Below are 20522 nucleotides of genomic sequence, written 5' to 3' on the forward strand. Positions count from 1 at the left end.
ACCATCCTCAGTGCAATGATCCGAAACAACGAACCTTGGAATCCAAACAGGTTCTGACAAACACAGTTGCTCATCCGACCGAGCTTCGCTCGGCCACCTTCCCCCACAAGGGGGAAGGAAGAAATATGCTCACCCTAGCGTCAGCCCGGCCTTCTTCGCTTCCTCGCGCAGGAACGGCAGGCCGACCTCGATGACGTCGCGCGGATCTTCCGCCACCGGCCGCCACACGGCAAGCCCGCCGGCGATGTCGACATCGACGTGATTCATGCTTTCGAGCGTGATCGCGCCCTGATAGCCGATGTCGGCGATCGCCTTCATGCAGGCCGCCCAGTTGAGCATGCCGCGCCCCGGTACGCCGCGATTGGCCTCCGACACATGCACATAGCCGAGATAGGGTGCGGCCGCCTCGAAGCCGGCAGCAAAGCTCTCCTCCTCGATATGCATGTGGTAGGTGTCGAGATGGATGAAGATGTTGTCGGCGCCGACGCGCTCGATGATCTTCGCCGCGTCGATGCCGCGGTTGATCAGATGCGTCTCGTAGCGGTTGCATGGTTCGATGCCGAGCTTCAGGCTGCGCGACTTCGCCGACTTCGCCGCCCGTTCGAGGAAGCGGCACATGCCGTCGATCTCTCTCTGCGTCGGCGCCCGTCCGGTGGTCTTGCCGATCGTGCCATAGGTGACCCCGCCGAGCGCCTCGGCGCCGACTTCGTTGCAGACCTTGAAAGCCGGCTGCAGGAAGTCGAGCGCCTCGTCCGGCCGCTCGACGACATCGAGCGCGCGCGGCAGGCCGAGCGACGGGATGAGCTGGACGCCATAGTGGTTTGCGAAGCCGCGCGTGCGCTTGGTGTCGATCTCCTCGGGGCGCAGCAGCGGGATTTCCATCAGGCCGATACCAAGCTCCTTCAGCCGGTCCATCTGCGGCTCGATGCGGGCGAGGTCCCAGACCGGGGCGATGGCGAAAGTGTGCAGTCCAAAAGTGTTCATGTCAGCCTCGTTGCTCATGCGCCGCCGCTGCGGCAATGTCGCCGCCGCCGACGATGCGGCTGACGACTTCGTTCATGTTGGTTTTGGCGGTGACGAGATCGGCATCGGCCCTGCCATGCCGCAGCACGACGATGCGGTCGGTCACCGACAGCACGTCGTTCAGCCGGTGCGAGATCAGGATGACGGCGATGCCTTCCGAGCGCAGACGCCGTATGAGGTCGAGCACGCTCTGCACCTCGCGCACGGCAAGTGCGGCCGTCGGCTCGTCCATGATGACGAGCTTCGGGTTGAAAGTGAGCGCGCGCGCGATCGCCACCGTCTGCTGCTGGCCGCCGGAGAAGGAGCCGACCGAGCGGTTGATCGACGGCAGGTGGGCACCGAGCCGCTCGATCATCTTCGCCGCCTGTCGGTCCATCTCGCCTTTGTCGACAAAGCCGGGGAACAGGCCGAACAGCCTTTTCGTCGGCTCCCGCCCGAGGAAGATGTTGGATGCCACGTCCTGCTGCTTGGCCAGCGACAGGTCCTGGTAGATCATCTCGATGCCGAGCTGGCGGCGCTGTCCGGGGTCGAGGGCAAGGATGTCCTTGCCGTCGAATTCGATCGAGCCCGAGTCGGCACGGTAGATGCCGGTGATGGTCTTCATCAGCGTCGACTTGCCGGCGCCGTTGTCGCCGACCAGCCCGACCACCTCGCCGGCTGCGACCGAGAGGTCGACGCCATGCAGCACGTCGACGGCGCCAAAACTTTTGCGGATGCCACGAAGCGAAAGCAGGGTCATACGCGTGACTCCTTCCGCACCTGGTACTGGTCGATGAAGACGGCGAGGATCAGCACCGCGCCGATCGCCATCTGCTGGTAGTAGGACTGCACCGCAAGCAGCGTCAGCCCGTTCTGCAGGACGCCCATGATCAGCGCGCCGATCATGGTGCCGAGGATCGAGGCGCGGCCGCCGAACAGATTGGTGCCGCCGATGATCGCCGCGGTGATTGCGGTGAGTTCGTAGTTGATGCCGGCGGTCGGATCGCCGGCGTTCACACGGGCGGTGAAGAGCAGACCGGCGAGGCCCGCAAGCGCGCCAGACAGCGTGTAGATGATGCGGCGGTGATGCTCGACGCGGATGCCGGCCGCGCGGGCAGCGCCCTCGCTGTCACCCAGCGCCAGCGTGTGGCGGCCAAAGCGCGTATAGGCGAGCACCGCGTGTGCGACGATCGCCGTCAGCACGAAGATGATGACCGGCATCGGAATACCGAACGGCCTGCCTTGGCCAATATAGACGATCTCGGGCGGCAGGCCGTAGATCGCCCTGCCCTGCGAGATGACCAGCGCCAACCCGCGCGCCAGCCCCAGCATGCCGAGGGTGACGATGAAGGCCGGCACGAAGGCGCGAGTCACAAGCTGTCCGTTGATGTTGCCGGCAATCGCGCCCGCAAGGATGCAGGCAACGACCGCGAACACCGACGGCCAGCCGAGATTGACGGCGACGAAAGCGCCGGCAACGCCCGCCAGCCCCATCACGGAGCCCAGCGACAGGTCGAGCCCGCCCGAACCGATGACGAAAGTGGCGGCGATCGCCAGCACGCCGATCGTCGAGGTCGCGAGCAGGATGTTGAGGAAATTGCTGAGCGACAGGAAGTAGGGCGACAGGAGCGCCATCGCGGTGCTCAGCGCCAAGAGCACCACAAGCGACTCCAGCCTGATGTGGAGCCTTTCGACGGATGCGCGCTGCACCCGAGCCCAGAAGCCGGGCTGCGTCGTTTCGGAAGCCATTTTTGACCCTTCGGGTAGGGGAATAAGGGAGTAGGTCAGTAGGTCAGTAGGGGAGTGGGGAAAGAAGGCGGCTCGACTAAGCCGACGAAGCGCAAACCGCCGCTTGCCCTACTCCTCTACTGCCTTACTCCCCCTACTCCCTTCCTTTCACTACTTCACATATTGCAGCATCGGCTCCTTGCCGGCATCGATCACGTCCTTGGTCAGCACCAGCGTCGGCACCGCGATGCTGTCCTCGACCTTGTCGCCGGCCAAAGCCTTCTTGACGTTTTCGACCGCCTGCTTGCCGACCAGATAGGGAAGCTGCGCCACCGAGGCATTGAGGCGGCCTTCCTTGATCGACTTCACCGCGTCCGAATTGCCGTCGACGCCGATGATCGTCACTTGCGGGCCCTTGCCGGCCGCATAGACGGATTCCACCGCGCCCAGCGCCATGCCGTCATTGGCGCAGAAGATGGCGACGAGGTCGGGATGCGCGGTCAGCGTGTCGGTGGCGATCGAGGCGGCCTTGCCGCGGTCCCAGTCGCCCGGCAGCGAGGCGACGATCTCCAAGCCCGGCGCCAGTTCCTTCAGCTTGTCGGCAAAGCCCTTGGCGCGCTTCTCGCCGGTGATGTTGCCCGACAGGCCTTCGATCACCAGCACCGGACCCTTGGCGTCCTTGCCGAGCTTGGAGACGAGATATTCCGCCCCTTGCGCGCCGGCGGCGATGTTGTCGGAGCCGATGTGGAAGGTGACCTTGACGCCTTCCTTGTCGAGCACCGCCTGGTCGAGATTGTTGTCGAGGTCGACGATCTTGATACCGGCCTCCTGCGCCGACTTCAGGCAAGGCAGAAGATTGGTTGAGTTGATCGCCGCGGTGATCATCGCCGCCGGCTTGCGCTCCAGCATCGTGTTGCACAGGTTCAGCTGCGGCTCGGCCGCCTGGTCGCTTTCGGCCGCCTGCTGGAAGTACTTGACGCCGGCTTCCTTGGCGCCGTCCTCGACGCCCTGCGCCATCGCGCCCCAGAACGGGTTGGCCAGCGTCTTCATCAGCACGCCATATTCGCCATCCTCCGCCTTGGCCGCGCCAACAGCGGAAAACGCTAGCGCCGCACCCATGGCTAGCGTAAATCGATTTATTTTCAGGAAATGCGATGTCATTCGATCCTCCGTTTGATCCTTCCGCCGGTGCCTGGGCCAGGGCCGGCGCTTTGCTTCCGTTCACGACAATGGGGGCTGTTGTCGGTCTCCTCCCCCGGAATGCGGGCCGCTGCCTGGCGAGCCAACGGATTCCCGCATCAAAACCTGGCAGGGCTCGAGCCGCGCCGTGGGTGGGCCCTCGGCGCCGTCGATCCTGCGAAACAAAAGGCTCATCGCCTCGCCGGCGATCCGCCGCACCGGCTGCACGACGGCAGCGATGGCCGGCCATGTCACCTGCATCCATTCGGCATCGTCGAAGCCGACCAACGAGATGTCGTCCGGGCAGTGCCAGCCGCGCCGGCGGAACTCCGACAGCGCCACAAGCGTGCCCTTGAGCAGCAGCGAATAGACGGCGGTCGGCCGCTCGCCCTTGGCAAAGTAATCGCGCAGCGACGTTCTCAACGGCTCGACGCTGACTTCCGAGGTGATGACGTCGATGCGCACCGACGGATCGAGCGCCAGGGCCTGCGCGCGAAAACCGTCGAGGCGGGCCCGCACGGTCGCAGCGCCTTCGGCGAGGCCGATGATCACGATATGCTTATGGCCCCGACCGACCAGCATCTTCGCCACCTCGGCGCTGGCCGCGACGCTGTCGGCCGATACCGTGTCGAAGGCATCGTCGGAAAGCACACGGTCGATCAGCACACCGGTCATGCCGTTCGTCTTCATGAAATCGGCCGCCGGCCCGTGCTCGTTGCGCACCGGCGCCAGCACCACGCCGGCGACACGCCAGTCATGCATGCGGGCAAGGATTTCCTTTTCCCGTGCTTCCGATTCGCGGCTCGAGGCGGCCACCAGCGTGTAGCCGCGCTGCTCGGCCAGTCCTTCGAGTTCTGTAACCATCTGGCCGAAGAACTCACTCTCGAATTCGGGCATGATGGCGCCGACGATGCGGCGCTTGGCGCGGCGCATGTCCGACGCCAGCGGATCGACGCGGTAGCCGAGCAATTCGACGGCGTCGATGACGCGCTGGGCGTTCTCCGGCTTCACCGTGGTGACGCCGGCCAGCACCTTGGAGACGGTGGCCGCGGACACGCCGGCATGGCTTGCCACGTCGTGGATCGACGGACGCCGCTGCTGGGCTTCGTGTTGCGCCATGGACCTCCTCCCGAGGGCAGGCAGCCGCGTGCTGCCTCGCTGACACAATGGATAAATCGATTTTTCACTATTGTAAATCGTTTCATCGGGAGTAAGACTGAAAGATGTGATTGACTCGATCAAATCGCGCCGGGAGGAAAAGATGGCGGAAAAAACCTTGCCGCTGGCGATCAGCGTGCCCGAACCGCGCACGCTTGAGCTGATCTTCACGCCGCCGCAATTGGCCCGCTTGCGCCAAAACTATCGCATCGTCGAGACGACGCCGGAGGAGTTCGCCGCCCTGCCCGCCGAGGTGCTGGCGGAGGCGCGCTACATCATCGGCCAGCCCGCCATCGCTCCGGAGACGCTCGACAAACTGCAGGCGCTGCGTTGCATCTTCAACGTCGAGACCAATCTCCTCAACAACATGCCTTACGAGACGCTGTTCGCGCGCGGCATCCACGTCGTCACCACCGGCCTGGTCTTTGCCGAGCCGGTCGCCGAGCTAGGCCTTGCCATGGCGCTCAATTTGGCACGCAACATCGTCGACGCCGATCTCGCTTTCCGGCAAGGCGAGGAGCTGTGGGGCGGCGACGGCAACCAAACGGCACGGCTCTTGTCGGGCGCCGATGTCGGCATCGTCGGCTTCGGCGATCTCGGCCGCGCGCTCAACCGCCTGCTGACCGGCTTCCGCACCCGCACCAGGGTCTATGATCCGTGGCTGCCGCCCTCGATCCTGATCGACAACGGCGTCGAGCCGGCCTCGCTTGACGAGGTGCTGTCGCAAAGCGATTTCGTTTTCGTCGTCGCTTCGGTGACCAGCGAGAACCAGGGTTTTCTCGGCGCGGACTCCTTCGCCAAAATGCGCAAGGGCGCAGCCTTCATCCTGCTCAGCCGCGCCGGCGTCGTCGATTTCGCAGCATTGATGGCGGCGGTGAAGAGCGGCCACATCGTTGCCTCTAGCGACGTCTTCCCCGAGGAGCCGCTGGCCAAGAACCATCCTGTCCGGACCCTCCCCGGGTTCCTGCGTTCCGCGCACCGCGCCGGCGCCCTCGACATCGCCTTCAAGCGCATGGGCGACATGGTGCTGGAGGATATGGACCTCGTCGACCGCGGTCTGCCGCCGCTGCGCTCCAAGCGGGCGGAGCGCGAGACGGTATCGCGGATGCGATCGAAGCCGGTCGACCGAAACTAGCTCGCAGCTAATCCAGGCGCAGCGTGTCGCGGGCGATCCGCCAAGCCGTCTCTACATGCCGCCTTGCCGCCGCCTCCGCTTCTTCCGGCCTGCGCGCGCGGATCGCGTTCATGATCGCGTGCATCTCCGCGATCGCCGCGTCGCGGCGGTTCTGCGAGGCGATCGTCATTGAGCGCAACTGGTTGATGCGGACATTGAGGCCGGTGACGATCTCCCAGGCGATGCGCTTGTCGGCCGCCTCGAACAGCACCTCGTAGAATTTCGCCGTCGCCCGCATCACCTCGACCGGCACGCCCGACGCCCAGGCGTCGAGAAGCTTTGCCAGTGCGGCGTCCAGCGAGGCGATCTGGTCGTCGGTGGCGGCCTTGGCACAGTCCCGCGCCGCAATGCCTTCGAGCAGCGCGCGCAATTCATAGATCTCGTCGGTGCGGCCGAGATCGGGCCTAGCCACCGCCGGTCCGTGGCCCGGCACCATTTGCACCAGGCCTTCGGTCTCAAGCTGCCGCAGCACCTCGCGCACCACCGACCGGCTGACGCCGAGCTGGTCGCAGAGCGGCCGCTCGACCAGCCTTTCGCCGGGCTGGAAATGAAAGCTCATGATCGCCTCGCGCATGCGCTCTAGCGCCAGCGTCCTCAGCGTCTTGGCCGAGCGGTCGATACGAAGCGTGTCGTCAGCCATTTTTCCTCCGCCCACGAAGCAATTCCGGGAAAACCATGAAGCGGTTTTCCGTCCGGAACTGCTTCGACAAAGAGCCGCCACACGAAAACAGATTCCATGATCGGTTGACAAGGTACGCGGCACTCCATAGCATGGTATACCATAAGACGATATGGAAATCGATGTCGCCGCAAGCGGCTTCATCCGGAGAATTTCATGCAGCCGGCCATCCGCAAGATCGTGACCTATACCGAGAACACGCTGATCGAAGGCGGCAAGGCGGCGCCCAAGCCGCTGCGCCTGATCGGCGTCGCCGCTGTGCTGACCAATCCCTGGGCCGGCAAAGGCTTCACCGAGGATCTTTCGCCTGAAATCCGCGCCTTCGCGCCGGTGCTTGGCGAAACGCTGACCAACGAAATCATCGGCATCGCCGGTTCGGGCGAAGCGATCGAAGGCTACGGCAAGGCCGCTATCTGCGGCACGTCGGGTGAAGTCGAGCATGCCTCGGCGCTGATCCACACGCTGCATTTCGGCAACCACTATCGCCGCGCCGTCGGCGCCAAGACCTATCTGGCTTTCACCAATCTGCGCGGCGGACCGAACACGCCGATCATGATTCCGCTGATGGACAAGAACGACGAAGGCCGTCGCTCGCATTATCTGACTGTCCATTTCCAGATCGGCGATGCGCCGGCCCCGGACGAGCTGGTGGTGGCACTCGGCGCCTCGATCGGCGGCCGTCCGCACCACCGCATCGGCGACCGCTACCAGGACTTGAAGGAACTCGGAGACCTGCATGGCTGACGCCGCACTGGTCCGCAGCAAGGCTCCCGACGGCACCGGCTTCATCCGCGCCGGCGCCGGCGCGCCGGTTCTGTTCATCCACGGCGTCGGCATGGATGCTGCGATCTGGCAGCCGCAGATCGACTTGATGCGGGACCGTTTCGACCTGATCGCCATCGACATGCTGGGACATGGCGCCTCGCCCTTGCCGCCGCAGAATGCAGAGCTTTCCGACTACGCCGATCAGGCGATCCGCCTGCTAGATCATCTCGGCCTCGACCGTGTGGCGGTCGTCGGCCATTCCATGGGCGCGCTGGTCGCGCAGGAGATCGCATTGCGCGCGCCCTCGCGCGTCAACGCAATCGTCTGCCTCAACGCGGTCTTCCGCCGGCCGGCGCAACTTGCCGAGGCGGTGCGCGCACGGGCTGCCGCGCTTGGCGATCATGGCGACCCTTCGGCCATCGCGGCGACCGTCGCCCGCTGGTTCGGCGACCCGGTTCCGCCTGCCCTGGCCGGGGCGGCGGCAAAAGCCCGCGCGGCGCTCGAAAGCGTCGATGCCGAGGGCTATGCCCGCACCTATCGGCTTTTCGCCAGCGCCGACACTGCGCATGTCGATCGCCTGGCCGGGCTCTCGGCGCCGGCGCTGTTCATGACGGGATCGGACGACCGCAATTCCACACCCGCCATGTCGGCTGCGATGGCGCGGCTGGCGCCTGCGGGTCAATGCCTGGTGCTGAACGGCGAAAAGCACATGATGACAATCGCTTCGCCAAAGGAAGTGACTCAGCACATCACCGCGTTCCTCGATCGGGTGGCGGACGCTTCCGATGAAGCCACAGCCGGTCCCGCATTCGACGCCATGGAATTCCGGCGCGCGCTGGGCTCGTTCCTGACCGGCGTCACCATCGTCACCACGGTCGACGAAACAGGCGATGCGCGCGGCTTCACCGCCAACTCCTTCACCTCGGTCTCGCTCGATCCGCCGCTGGTGCTGGTCTGCATCGCCAAGAAAGCGTTGGGACATCAGGCCTTCTCGACCTCCAGGGGCTTTGCCGTCAACATCCTGTCGGAGGAGCAGAAGGCGGCGTCCGGCATCTTCGCCTCCAAGGCCGCCGACAAATTCGCTTCCGTGGCCTGGCAGAGCGGCAGGACCGGCAATCCGCTGATCGAGGGTTCGGTCGCCGTGTTCGATTGCTCCATGGCGCAATTGGTCGACGCCGGCGACCATTCGATCCTCATCGGCCGCGTCCAGCATTTCACCCACAGCGGCGCCCAACCGCTCGGCTACTGCCGCGGCGCCTATGTCACGCCCGGCCTCAGCCAGGAGGCGCTGGCGGCCGCCCCGCCCGGAACCGAAGTCGGCGCCATTCTCGAGAACGAAGGCCGCGTGCTCTTCTTCGAGGCCGCCGACGGCTCGTGCCAACTGCCGGCCGGTCGCGGCCTCGGCGCCGCGAACGATCCCCGGAGCCTCAAGGGAAAACTCGCGGCCAAGGCGATCGAGGCCGATCTCGGCTTCCTCTACGCTGTCTGGGACGATGCGACGGACGCCGCGCGCACCCATGTCTATTATCGCGGCACGGTGGACTCGCCCCTCTCGGGCGACGGCCAGATCCGCTTCGTCGAGATCGAGCGGATCACCGAGTTGAAGATCGCCGATCCTGCAGTGCGTTCGATGCTCGCCCGCTATGCGCGCGAGCGCACGGAAGACACGTTCGGCGTCTATGTCGGCAATGAGGTCGAAGGCGAAGTCCGGCCGCTCGCCAAGCCGGCGGAGTCGACGCCAATCCATCCCGGCCAGCGGTGAGACCGATGAAGTTTTCGCTTTTCGTCCATATGGAGCGCACGGATCTCGGCAAGCCGCATTCAGAGCTCGTGGCGGAGCTGGGAGAACTCGTGGCGCTCGCCGAGCGGGCCGGTTTCGAGACGGCCTGGATCGGCGAACATCACGGCATGGAATTCACCATCTCGCCGAACCCGTTCATCAATATCGCCTATCTCGCCGCCAAGACAAGCACGATCCGCCTCGGCACCGGCACCATCATCGCGCCCTTCTGGCATCCCATCAAACTCGCCGGCGAGGCGGCGATGGCCGACGTCATCTCCGGCGGCAGGCTGGATGTCGGCATCGCGCGCGGCGCCTACAGCTATGAGTATCAGCGCCTCTTTCCCGGGCTCGACGCCTGGGGCGCCGGCCAGCGCATGCGCGAGATCATTCCGGCGATCCGCGGCCTCTGGGATGGCGACTACGAACATTCCGGCGAGTTCTGGCAGTTCCCCGCGACCACCTCCTCCCCCAAGCCGCTGCAGAAACCTTACCCGCCGATCTGGGTTGCAGCGCGCGATCCCAACTCGCACGACTTCGCCGTCGCCAACGAATGCAATGTCCAGGTGACGCCGCTCGCTTCCGGCGATGGCGAGGTGGCGAGCCTGATGGAGCGCTTCAACGCGGCTTGCGCGGCCCATCCGGATATCGCGCGGCCGGAAATCATGCTGTTGATGCACACTTTCGTGGCCGAGGACGCGGCCGATGCCGACCGGCTGACGCAGGACCTGTCGCAATTCTACTGCCAGTTCGGCGCCTGGTTCCAGAACAAGAAGCCGGTGCGCCAGGGCATTCTCGAGCCGCTGACCGACGAAGAAATCGCGGCCATGCCGCAATACGCGCCGGACAAGATCCGCGAAAACCTCGTCATCGGCGAACCGGACGAAGTGATCGCCAGGCTCAAGACCTATGAAGCGCAGGGCTACGACCAGTACTCGATCTGGATCGACAGCGGGCTTACGCATGAGCGCAAGAAGAAATCGCTGCAGCTCTTCATCGACAAGGTGATGCCGGCCTTCCAGACGGGGTCGCGATGAGCAGCGCCGTCTTCGAGAACTACATAGACGGCGGCTTCGTCGATGCTTCGGCAAGCTTCGAAAGCATCGACCCTTCGACAGGCAAGCCGTGGGCGACGATGCCTGCCGCGAGCGTTGCCGATGTCGACCGCGCGGTCGAGGCCGCGCACCGGGCGCTGCGCTCCGGTCCGTGGGCCGCGATGACCGCGACCGCGCGCGGCAAGCTTTTGGTGAAGCTCGGCGATCTGGTGGCCGCCAATGCCGGACGGCTTGCCGAGCTGGAAACGCGCGACACCGGCAAGATCATCCGCGAGACACGCGCCCAGATCGCCTATGTCGGCGATTACTACCGCTATTATGGCGGACTGGCTGACAAGCATGAAGGCGCCTTCATCCCGATCGATAAACCCGACATGGAAGTGACGCTGCGGCCGGAGCCGATCGGCGTCGTCGCCGCGGTCGTGCCGTGGAATTCGCAGCTCTTCCTGTCGGCGGTCAAACTCGGCCCGGCCTTGGCCGCCGGCTGCACCATCGTGCTCAAGGCTTCCGAGGATGGTCCTGCGCCGCTGCTCGCCTTTGCCGAGTTGGTTAGCGGAGCCGGCTTTCCAGCCGGCGTGGTCAACATCATCACCGGCTTCGGCCATGATTGCGGGCATCGCCTGACCAGCCATCCGCTGGTCTCCCGCGTCGCCTTCACCGGCGGCCCTTCGACCGCGCGGCGGATCGTCGCCAACACGGCCGAGAACCTTGCCTACACCACGCTTGAGCTCGGCGGCAAAAGCCCGGTCGTCGTCTTTGCCGACGCCGATCTCGACAGCGCCGCCAACGCCGTCGTCGCCGGCATCTTCGCGGCGACCGGCCAGAGCTGCGTCGCCGGCTCGCGCCTCCTGGTCGAGCGCTCCGTCAAGGACGATTTCCTTGCTCGGCTGAAGTGCAAGGCCGAAGCCATCGTCATCGGCGATCCGCAGGATCCCGCCACCGAGATGGGGCCGCTCGCCACCCTGCGGCAGCGCGAGCACATCGAGACGATCGTTGCCGAAAGCCTCGCGGCGGGTGGCCGGCTGGTCACCGGCGGCACACGGCCCAAGGACAAGGCCGACGGCTTCTACTACGCGCCGACCATCATCGAGGCGCAGGATCAATCGCTCGCCTGCGTGCGCGAGGAGCTGTTCGGACCGGTGTTGAGCGCGCTCGCCTTCGACAGCGAGGCCGAGGCCCTGGCTTTGGCCAACGACACCCGCTTCGGCCTCGCCTCCGGCGTCTTCACCTCCAATCTCACCAGGGCGCACCGCATGGCGCGCGGCATCCATGCCGGCGTCGTCTGGGTCAACACCTACCGCGCCGTCTCGCCGCTGGTTCCCTTCGGCGGTTACGGCCTCTCCGGCCTCGGTCGGGAGGGCGGACTCGACGCCATCCGCGACTACACGCGCTCGAAATCGGTGTGGATCCGCACCTCGGACGACCCGATCCCAGATCCCTTCGTCATGCGCTGAGACGACATGGCGAAGGTTGTACTGACAAGAACAAGAAACGGAATAACCAATCAGAGGAGAATGATATGAAACTGATTTTCGCCGGCATCCTTGCCGGACTGATAACAACCACCGCCGCCAAGGCCGACGAAATGGTCTTCACCAGTTGGGGCGGGACCACGCAGGAAGCCCAGACCAAATCCTGGGCCGAACCCTTCGCCGCGTCGTCCGGCATCAAGGTGCTGCAGGACGGGCCGACCGACTACGGCAAGCTGAAGGCCATGGTCGACGCCAAGAACGTCACCTGGGACGTCGTCGACGTCGAGATGGATTTCGCCATCAAGGCGGCCAAGGACGGGTTGCTCGAGCCGATCGATTTCGCCGTCGTGCCGAAGGCCGATCTCGACCCGCGCTTCTCGAATGAGAACGCGGTTGGCAGCTTCTATTATTCCTTCGTGCTCGCCTGGAACAAGGGCGCCGTCGCCGGCGAACCTGCCGGCTGGGCCGACATGTTCGACACCAAGAAGTTTCCCGGAAAGCGCACCTTCTACAAATGGTCGGCGCCGGGCGTGATCGAGATCGCGCTGCTCGCCGACGGCGTGCCGGCCGACAAGCTCTATCCGCTCGATCTCGACCGCGCCTTCAAGAAGCTCGACACCATCAAGTCGGACATCGTCTGGTGGGGCGGCGGCGCTGAATCGCAGCAGTTGATCGCGTCGGGCGAGGCAGCGTTCGGCCAGCTCTGGAACGGCCGCGTCTTCGCGCTGGAGAAGGACGGCGCCGATGTCGGCGTGTCCTGGAACCAGAACCTCACCGCCGCCGACGTGCTGGTGGTGCCGAAGGGCGCAAAGAACAAGGACGCGGCGATGAAGTTCCTCGCCACTGCCACCAGCCCGACCGGCCAGGCCAAATTCGCCGAAGCCAGCGGCTACGCGCCGATCAACACCAAGGCCAAGGCCGAAATGCCCGCCGACGTGGTCAAGGGTCTGCCCGACGCCCATATCGACGGCCAGATCAACCTCGACATGAACTACTGGGCCGAGCACCGCGACGAGATCGCCACGCGCTGGTACGCCTGGCAGGCGAAGTAAACGTCCTTCGTGAGAAGGATCGGGGCGGCTCAAGCCGTCCCGATCCGCAACCCGGGAACCGCCATGTCGGTGGAAGCACAGCAAGGCATCGCAAGCAAGCGCATCCCGGCAGGCCTCGGCGGCCTGCTGCCTGCGTTGACCCTGATCGGCCTCTTTTTCGTCGTGCCGGTGCTGGCGCTCCTGCTGCGCAGCGTCACCGATCCTGCTCCCGGTCTGCAGAATTATGCGGCGCTGCTCGGCGACGGCACCTATGCGCGCGTGTTCTTCAACACCTTCCTCGTGGCCGCTGTCGTCACCATCGTCACTGTGCTCGTCGCCTTTCCGGTCGCCTGGATGCTGGCGATCATGCCGCCGGCACTGGCCTCCGTTTTGTTCGGCATCATCATCCTGTCGATGTGGACCAATCTCTTGACCCGCACCTATGCCTGGATGGTGCTGCTGCAGCGCACCGGCGTCATCAACCGCGCCCTGATGGGCGCCGGCATCATCGATCAGCCTTTGCCGCTCATCAACAACCTCACAGGCGTGACCATCGGCATGGTCTACATCATGCTGCCTTTCATGATCCTGCCGCTGGTCGGCACGCTTCGCGCCATCGACCCGATGACGCTGCGCGCCGCCGCCCTTTGCGGCGCGAGCCCGCTCGCTGCTTTCCGCCGCATTCTGTTGCCGCTGTCGCTGCCCGGCATCGCCGCCGGCGGGCTGATGGTCTTCGTCATGTCGCTCGGCTATTTCGTCACCCCGGCGCTGCTCGGCGGCACATCGAACATGATGCTCGCCGAAATGATCGCGCAGATGATCCAGTCGCTGCTCAACTGGGGACTGGGAAGCGCCGCAGCCTTCATCCTGCTCGTCGTGACCATGGCGCTCTATGCGCTGCAGATCAGGCTTGTCGGCGCAAGGCGCGCCGCGGGAGGCGCCTGAGATGCTGCTCGACTATGACCGCCTCGGCTGGCTTAAAGTCGTCCTGCTCGCGTTCACGGCGATGGTCGCCGCCTTCCTGCTCTTGCCCGTGGTCTTCATCGTCCTGCTCTCCTTCGGCTCGTCGCGCTGGCTGGCCTTCCCGCCGCCCGGCTGGACGCTGAAATGGTATCAGGAGCTGTTCGCCGATCCGTCCTGGATCGAGGCGGCGCTGACCAGCGCGCGCATCGCCACGATGACGGCGATCCTCGCCGTCGCCATCGGCCTGCTCGCCTCCTTCGCCCTGGTGCGCGGCACCTTCCGCGGCCGCGAGATTTTGCGCGGCCTGCTGCTCACGCCGATGGTGCTGCCGGTCGTGGTCTTCGCCATCGCCATCTACGCCTTCTTCCTGCGCATGGGTCTCGGCGGCACCACGCTCGGCTTCGTCATCGCCCACACCGTATTGGCGCTGCCCTTCGCCATCATCCCGATCGCCACCGCGCTGGAAGGCTTCGACAAGTCGATCGAGGACGCGGCCATCGTCTGCGGCGCGAGCCCGCTGCAAGCCAAGCTCCGCATCACCTTGCCGTCGATCCGCATCGGCATCTTCTCCGCCGCGATCTTTTCCTTCCTGGCCTCTTGGGACGAGGTGGTGGTGGCGATCTTCATGGCGAGCCCGACCTTGCAGACCTTGCCAGTCAAGATCTGGGGCAGCCTGAGATCCGACCTCACGCCCGTCATCGCCGCCGCCTCCAGCCTGCTGGTCGCGCTCACGCTCGCCTTGATGGTGGTGACTGCCCTCCTGCGCCGAAAGTTGCAGACATGACCGAGCCCTTTCTCTCGATCCGCAAATTGCGCAAGGCCTTCGGCGCCTTCACCGCCGTCCATGACGTGACGCTGGATATTCCGAAAGGCGAATTCCTGACCTTCCTCGGCCCGTCCGGCTCTGGCAAGTCGACCACGCTCTACGCCATCGCCGGCTTCCAGGACCCCACCTCGGGCGACGTGCTGCTGCAAGGCAAGTCGCTGCTGTCGGTGCCCTCGCACAAGCGCAACATCGGCATGGTCTTCCAGCGCTACACGCTGTTCCCGCACCTCAGCGTCGCCGAGAACGTCGCCTTCCCGCTGCGCGTCCGCCGCCGGCCTGACGCCGAGGTCAAGCGCAAGGTTGCCGACATGCTGGCATTGGTGCGGCTGGAGAGCTTCGCCGAGCGCCTGCCCGGCGCTTTGTCGGGCGGCCAGCAGCAGCGCGTCGCGCTCGCTCGCGCGCTGGCCTATGATCCGCCGATCCTTCTGATGGACGAGCCGCTGTCGGCGCTGGACAAGAAATTGCGCGAGGAGATCCAGACCGAGATCCGCCGCATCCATCGCGAGACCGGCGTCACCATCCTCTATGTCACGCACGACCAGGAAGAAGCGCTGCATCTGTCCGATCGCATCGCACTCTTCAGGGACGGCCGCATCGAGCAGATCGGCACCGGCGAGGATCTTTATCTCCGGCCCGCCACCGATTTCGTCGCCGGCTTTATCGGCAACTCGAATTTCCTTGCCGCCGAGCATCTGGAGACTGTCAATGGCGCGGCGACCGTGCGTCTCGGCGACGGCTCGCTGATTTCCGGCATCAATGCCAATGGCAGCTTCCAGCGCGGGCAGAAGGCCAGGCTAATGATCAGGCCCGAGGCCTTTCGGCTGGACCAGGGTTCGACCGGCGCCGAGCTTGCAGTCGAGATCGTCGACGTCGCCTTCTACGGCGAACGCCGGCGCATCGTCGCACGCACCGGCGCCGGGCAGGAAATCGACATTCGGCCGACCTCCGCGACGCTGGCAACGCAGGATGTCGAAACACGCCACCGTCCCGTGTTTTTCGATCCGGGGGCGGCTTTCCTGTTTCCCGCCTGAGCGCTTTCGACAGGCGATTTCTCGCGTCGGACCGAACTGTATGCTGAACAAAATTTGATTTTGTCGCGATGGTTCGCTCAAGGCGGCTTCACGCATCGTTGAATGCCGCAGCGCAACATGACCGATCTGTAAGCTGACAGCCTGGGGCCGACGGGACTATCGTCGCGCCGATCGATGAAGATCGATCCTAACCTCCAACCACCCTGAAAAGGCTTGATAATCTTGCCCGCCAGGTGGACGGCACCATGAGCATTTCATCAACACGACAAGCCACTCACAGCCGGCCGAAGCGCTCGCGCAGCATCGTGCTTCTGGCCATACTCATCCTGCTCGGCGGCGGTTATGGCCTGTGGCGCAATCACAGCGCCCAGGCAAAGGCAGCGGCAACAGCGGCGGCGGCGCAGCCCGCGCCAAAGGTCCCGGTCACCGTGGCGACCGTGCAGAAGACCGATTTCCCGCTTTACCTCTATGGGCTGGGCACGGTCACGCCGCTCAACAGCGTCAGCATTTCGAGCCGCGTCGCCGGCGTCGTCGACCAGGTTCCGGTCGAGCAGGGCCAGATGGTCAAGCAGGGCGATCTGCTGGCCGAGATCGACCCCCGCCCCTATCAGGCGGTGCTCGACCAGGCCAAGGCCAAGCAGGCGGAGGACGAGGCAACGCTCGCGAATGCGGAGGTCGTCCTCAAACGCCTCTCCACGCTCCTGCAAAAGACCTTCGAAACCCAGCAGGATGTCGACAACCAGCAGGCAGTGGTGAACACCACCGCCGCTTCGATCGAAGGCGACAAGGCGGCCATCGAGGCAGCCCAGCTCAACCTCGACTTCACCCGGATCACGGCGCCGCTGGCCGGCAAGACGAGCTTCCGCACCATCGACCCCGGCAACATCGTCCAGGCAGGCCAGACCCCGGGGCTTTTCACCGTTGTGCAGCTACAGCCGATCTATGTCTCGTTCACGCAGCCGCAGGACGAGGTGACAACCATCAACAAGGTGTTCGCGGCCGGCCCGGTTGCGATCGACACGCTTGGCGCGGATCTCAAGACCGTGCTGGCCAGCGGCAAGCTCGAGGCGGTCCAGAACCAGGTAGACCAAGCTTCCGGCACGATCTCGCTCAAGGCCACATTCGCCAATCAGGACAATGCGTTGTGGCCGGGCCTTTCCGTCAACACGCGCATCCGCATCGGCACCATGGCCGGCGCGCTGGTGGTGCCGGACGAAGCCGTCCAGCATGGCCCCGACGGGCTCTTCGCCTATGTCGTCGGCGACGACGGTAAGGTGCATCGCCAAACCGTCAAGACCGGTCCTTCGGATGGCGGCGAGACGGTCGTCACCGACGGCTTGAGCCAGGGACAGCGTGTTGTTGTCGCCGGCCAATATCGCGTGGTTGACGGCGCCAGCGTCGACGCCGCCACGGCTTCCGCCGCCGGACAGACGCAAGGCAATGCCGGAGGGGCAAGCTGATGGCCGCGATCGGTGTTTCCACGCCCTTCATCCGCTACCCTATCGCCACGTCGCTGTTGATGGTCGGCGTGCTGTTCGTCGGCATTGTCGCTTATCTCAACCTGCCGGTCGCGCCGATGCCGAATGTCGACTTCCCGACGATCCAGGTGTCGACCAGCCTGCCGGGCGCCGACCCGATCACCATCGCCTCGTCGGTGACCCAGCCGCTCGAGACGCAGTTCGCGCAGATCCCCGGCATTGCCGAGATGACGTCGAGCAGCCTGTCCGGCTCAAGCCAGATCACGCTGCAATTCGCTCTCGACGTCGACATCGCATCGGCCGCCGGTCTGGTGCAATCGGCCATCAACGCCGCCGGCGGACAATTGCCGAAGAACCTACCCAATCCTCCCACCTACAGGGAGGTCAATCCGACGGATTCGCCGATCATGCTCATCGGCGCGAGTTCGACCGACCTGCCGCTGACGACACTGAGCGACGACGTCTACACCAAGCTTGCCCAGGTGATCAGCCATGTCGACGGCGTCGGCCAGGTGCTGGTCGGCGGCCAGCAGACGCCCTCGATCCGGGTCCAGCTCGACCCGGCCAAATTAGCGGCAAGGGGCCTATCGCTGGAAGCCGTTCGCACGCCGCTGTCGATCGGCACGGTCGACCTGCCCAAGGGAAACATCCAGGGCGAAGTGCGCTCCTTCACCATCTTCTCCAACGACCAGATGACCGCCGCCGATGACTGGAACAACGCCATCATCGCCTATCGCGACGGCGCGCCGGTGCGGGTCAAGGATGTCGGCCGTGCGGTGCTCGACGCGCAGGACTACACCCAGGCTGGATGGGCCGACACGACACGCGGCGTCGTGCTCGTCATCTTCAAGGAGCCCGGCGCCAACATCATCGACACGGTCGACAAGATCAAGGCCGAGCTGCCGATGCTGACCGCTTCGATGCCGGCTTCGCTGAAGCTGCAGGTGCTTTCCGACCGCACGCAAACCATCCGCGCCTCGGTGGCGGATGTGCAGTTCACGCTGATGCTCACCATCGGGCTGGTGGTGATGGTGATCTTCCTGTTCCTGCGCAATGTCTGGGCAACGGCAATACCGGCCTTCACGGTGCCTTTGGCCCTGCTCGGCGCCTGCGCGCTGATGTGGGCCGCCGGCTATTCGATCGACAATCTGTCGCTGATGGCGCTGACCATCTCCATCGGCTTCGTCGTCGACGACGCCATCGTCATGCTGGAAAACATCGTCCGCTATATCGAGCATGGCGAAAAGCCGATGCATGCCGCGATCCGCGGCGCCAGCGAGATCGGCTTCACCATCATGTCGATCTCGATTTCGCTGGTGGCCGTGCTGATCCCGCTGCTCCTGATGAGCGGCATCATCGGCCGCCTGTTCAAGGAGTTCGCGGTCACGCTCGCCATGACCATCCTGGTTTCGGCCTGCGTTGCGCTGACGCTTACCCCGATGCTCGCCTCGCGCTTCATCAAGCCGGCGGCCGAAGAGCATCACGGCAGGCTCTACCAGTGGAGCGAGCGCGTCTTCGACGGCATGCTGCGCGCTTATGAGCGTGGGCTGGACCAGGCGCTGAGACATCGCTTCATCACACTGGTCGTGTTTCTGACCTGCGTCGGGCTTACCGGCTATCTCTTCACGATCGTCCCGAGCGGCTTCTTCCCGCAGCAGGACACCGGCCTGATCTTCGGCCAGGTGATCGCCGGCCAGGATGTCTCCGCCGGCCAGATGCAATCCTATATGGCGCAATTTGCCGGGATCGTCTCCAAGGATTCGGCGGTGGCTCATTTCGCGGCCTCGACGGGCGGCAGCGGCAACACGCAGAACACCGGCCGCATGTTCATCCAGTTGAAGCCGCGCGACCAGCGTGACGCCTCGGCCGACCAGGTGATCCGGCGGCTGCAGCCGAAGCTCTCGGTCATCCAGGGCGCGCGCCTGTTCATGCAGGCCTCGCAGGACGTGCGCGTCGGCGGCAAGCTGTCGGCGTCACAGTACCAGTATGTGCTGGAAAGCGCCGATCTCGACACGCTCGACAGTTGGGCGCCGAAACTGCTGACCGCCTTGCAGCGCCTCCCCGAGCTGCGCGACGTCTCGACCGACCAGATGAGCTCGGGCACGACACTGACGCTGCAGGTCGATCGCGACCAGGCCGCTCGCTACGGCCTGACGGCGAACGACGTCGACAACACGCTGAACGACGCCTTCGGCCAGCGCCAGATCGCGCAGTATTTTACCCAGCTCTCGACCTATGACGTGATCCTCGAAGTGCTGCCGTCATTGCGCGGCAACCTCAAGGCGCTCGACCAGATCTATCTGACGACGTCGAGCGGCTCGCAGGTGCCGCTTTCGGCCATCGCCAAATGGACGACAAAACCCGTGCAGCCGCTGGTCATCAACCACGAAGGCCAGTTCCCGTCGGTGACGATCAGCTTCAACCTGGCGCCCAACGTGGCACTCGGACAAGCCACCGCCGCGATCGACCGAGCCGCCGCCGAGATGCGCCTGCCGGCGACCATCGCGACCAACTATACGGGTACGGCGCAGGCCTTCCAGCAGTCGCTGTCCTCGGTACCGGTGCTTATCCTCGGCGCCCTGGTCGTGGTCTACCTGATCCTCGGCATCCTCTATGAAAGCTACATCCACCCGCTGACGATTCTCTCCACCCTGCCCTCGGCCGGGCTCGGCGCGCTGGGCACGCTGCTCGTCTTCCACATGGAGTTCAACCTGATCGGCCTGATCGGCGTCATCCTGCTCATCGGCATCGTCAAGAAGAACGGCATCATGATGGTCGACTTCGCCATCGCGGCCGAACGCGACCAGAACCTCAGTTCGCTGGAATCGATCCGCCAGGCCTGCCTGCTCAGGTTCCGCCCCATCATGATGACCACCATGGTCTCGATGCTCGGCGCGCTGCCGCTGATGCTGGAGAACGGCACCGGCGCGGAGATCCGCCAGCCGCTCGGCTACACCATGTTCGGCGGCCTGCTGGTCAGCCAGGCGCTGACGCTCTTCACCACGCCGGTGATCTATCTCTACCTCGACGACCTGTCGCATTGGCTGAGCTCGTTCGGCAAGCACGAGGACGAGAGCCATGACGAGCCGGAACTCCCACTTGACGAGGTCAGCCTTGCCCGGCGCAAGCTGGCGGCCGAGTAGGCCACCGAGCAATTCGTGAGCGGTTTTCCATCAAGAATTGCGACGCGCTAGCCGAACA

Annotated in this window: 17 protein-coding genes; 11 read left to right on the top strand and 6 right to left on the bottom strand. The window is 64.9% G+C overall.

What is annotated here, in order from left to right:
- Nucleotides 1–129: 129 nt before the first annotated feature.
- The 5 genes from FJ988_RS07835 to FJ988_RS07855 form a co-directional block, all read right to left on the bottom strand.
- A complete protein-coding gene (locus FJ988_RS07835; protein ID WP_140816182.1) occupies nucleotides 130–984 on the bottom strand; it encodes a sugar phosphate isomerase/epimerase in 855 nt (284 codons plus the stop codon).
- 1 nt (nucleotide 985) lies between these two features.
- Nucleotides 986–1762 (bottom strand): ATP-binding cassette domain-containing protein, encoded by a 777-nt coding sequence (locus tag FJ988_RS07840; RefSeq protein WP_140816183.1) that lies wholly within the window; start codon nucleotides 1760–1762, stop codon nucleotides 986–988.
- Nucleotides 1759–2751 (bottom strand): ABC transporter permease, encoded by a 993-nt coding sequence (locus FJ988_RS07845; protein WP_140816184.1) that lies wholly within the window; start codon nucleotides 2749–2751, stop codon nucleotides 1759–1761. The genes FJ988_RS07840 and FJ988_RS07845 overlap by 4 nt, the downstream gene beginning before the upstream one ends.
- A 150-nt stretch (nucleotides 2752–2901) precedes the next feature.
- The gene (locus FJ988_RS07850; protein WP_246688468.1) at nucleotides 2902–3891 is read right to left on the bottom strand and encodes a substrate-binding domain-containing protein; all 990 of its coding nucleotides are present in this window, start codon (nucleotides 3889–3891) and stop codon (nucleotides 2902–2904) included.
- 60 nt (nucleotides 3892–3951) lie between these two features.
- Entirely contained in the window at nucleotides 3952–5028 is a 1077-nt protein-coding gene (locus FJ988_RS07855) for a LacI family DNA-binding transcriptional regulator (protein ID WP_140816185.1), read from the bottom strand.
- A gap of 142 nt (nucleotides 5029–5170) precedes the next feature.
- Here FJ988_RS07855 and FJ988_RS07860 point away from each other — a divergent pair, with 142 nt between their 5' ends.
- Nucleotides 5171–6202, top strand: coding sequence for a hydroxyacid dehydrogenase (locus FJ988_RS07860; protein WP_140816186.1), 1032 nt, complete (start codon nucleotides 5171–5173; stop codon nucleotides 6200–6202).
- Nucleotides 6203–6209: 7 nt separating this feature from the next.
- Here the strand turns inward: FJ988_RS07860 and FJ988_RS07865 are convergent, their stop codons facing one another.
- On the bottom strand, nucleotides 6210–6881 hold the full coding sequence (locus FJ988_RS07865; protein ID WP_140816187.1) for a GntR family transcriptional regulator: 672 nt from the start codon (nucleotides 6879–6881) through the stop codon (nucleotides 6210–6212).
- Nucleotides 6882–7076: 195 nt separating this feature from the next.
- Here FJ988_RS07865 and FJ988_RS07870 point away from each other — a divergent pair, with 195 nt between their 5' ends.
- The 10 genes from FJ988_RS07870 (at nucleotide 7077) to FJ988_RS07915 (ending at nucleotide 20464) form a co-directional block, all read left to right on the top strand.
- Complete coding sequence (locus FJ988_RS07870; RefSeq protein ID WP_140816188.1) at nucleotides 7077–7664, top strand: amino acid synthesis family protein; 588 nt, start codon at nucleotides 7077–7079, stop codon at nucleotides 7662–7664.
- Nucleotides 7657–9447, top strand: coding sequence for an alpha/beta fold hydrolase (locus FJ988_RS07875; RefSeq protein WP_140816189.1), 1791 nt, complete (start codon nucleotides 7657–7659; stop codon nucleotides 9445–9447). Before FJ988_RS07870 ends, FJ988_RS07875 begins: the two co-directional genes overlap by 8 nt.
- A gap of 5 nt (nucleotides 9448–9452) precedes the next feature.
- Nucleotides 9453–10502: an LLM class flavin-dependent oxidoreductase gene (locus FJ988_RS07880; protein WP_140816190.1), complete on the top strand. Its 1050-nt coding sequence runs from the start codon at nucleotides 9453–9455 to the stop codon at nucleotides 10500–10502.
- Entirely contained in the window at nucleotides 10499–11974 is a 1476-nt protein-coding gene (locus FJ988_RS07885) for an aldehyde dehydrogenase (protein WP_140816191.1), read from the top strand. The genes FJ988_RS07880 and FJ988_RS07885 overlap by 4 nt, the downstream gene beginning before the upstream one ends.
- Before the next feature lie 65 nt (nucleotides 11975–12039).
- Nucleotides 12040–13044, top strand: a complete 1005-nt coding sequence (locus tag FJ988_RS07890) for an ABC transporter substrate-binding protein (protein ID WP_140816192.1) — start codon at nucleotides 12040–12042, stop codon at nucleotides 13042–13044.
- A gap of 63 nt (nucleotides 13045–13107) precedes the next feature.
- Nucleotides 13108–13968: an ABC transporter permease gene (locus FJ988_RS07895; RefSeq protein WP_140816193.1), complete on the top strand. Its 861-nt coding sequence runs from the start codon at nucleotides 13108–13110 to the stop codon at nucleotides 13966–13968.
- 1 nt (nucleotide 13969) lies between these two features.
- The gene (locus tag FJ988_RS07900) at nucleotides 13970–14770 is read left to right on the top strand and encodes an ABC transporter permease (RefSeq protein WP_140816194.1); all 801 of its coding nucleotides are present in this window, start codon (nucleotides 13970–13972) and stop codon (nucleotides 14768–14770) included.
- Entirely contained in the window at nucleotides 14767–15843 is a 1077-nt protein-coding gene (locus FJ988_RS07905) for an ABC transporter ATP-binding protein (protein ID WP_140816195.1), read from the top strand. Before FJ988_RS07900 ends, FJ988_RS07905 begins: the two co-directional genes overlap by 4 nt.
- Nucleotides 15844–16088: 245 nt before the next feature.
- Nucleotides 16089–17303 (top strand): efflux RND transporter periplasmic adaptor subunit, encoded by a 1215-nt coding sequence (locus tag FJ988_RS07910; RefSeq protein WP_140816196.1) that lies wholly within the window; start codon nucleotides 16089–16091, stop codon nucleotides 17301–17303.
- Nucleotides 17303–20464 (top strand): efflux RND transporter permease subunit, encoded by a 3162-nt coding sequence (locus FJ988_RS07915; RefSeq protein WP_140816197.1) that lies wholly within the window; start codon nucleotides 17303–17305, stop codon nucleotides 20462–20464. The genes FJ988_RS07910 and FJ988_RS07915 overlap by 1 nt, the downstream gene beginning before the upstream one ends.
- The last annotated feature ends 58 nt before the right edge of the window (nucleotides 20465–20522 follow it).

The organism is Mesorhizobium sp. CU3, assembly GCF_006442965.1.
Taxonomy (GTDB): domain Bacteria; phylum Pseudomonadota; class Alphaproteobacteria; order Rhizobiales; family Rhizobiaceae; genus Mesorhizobium.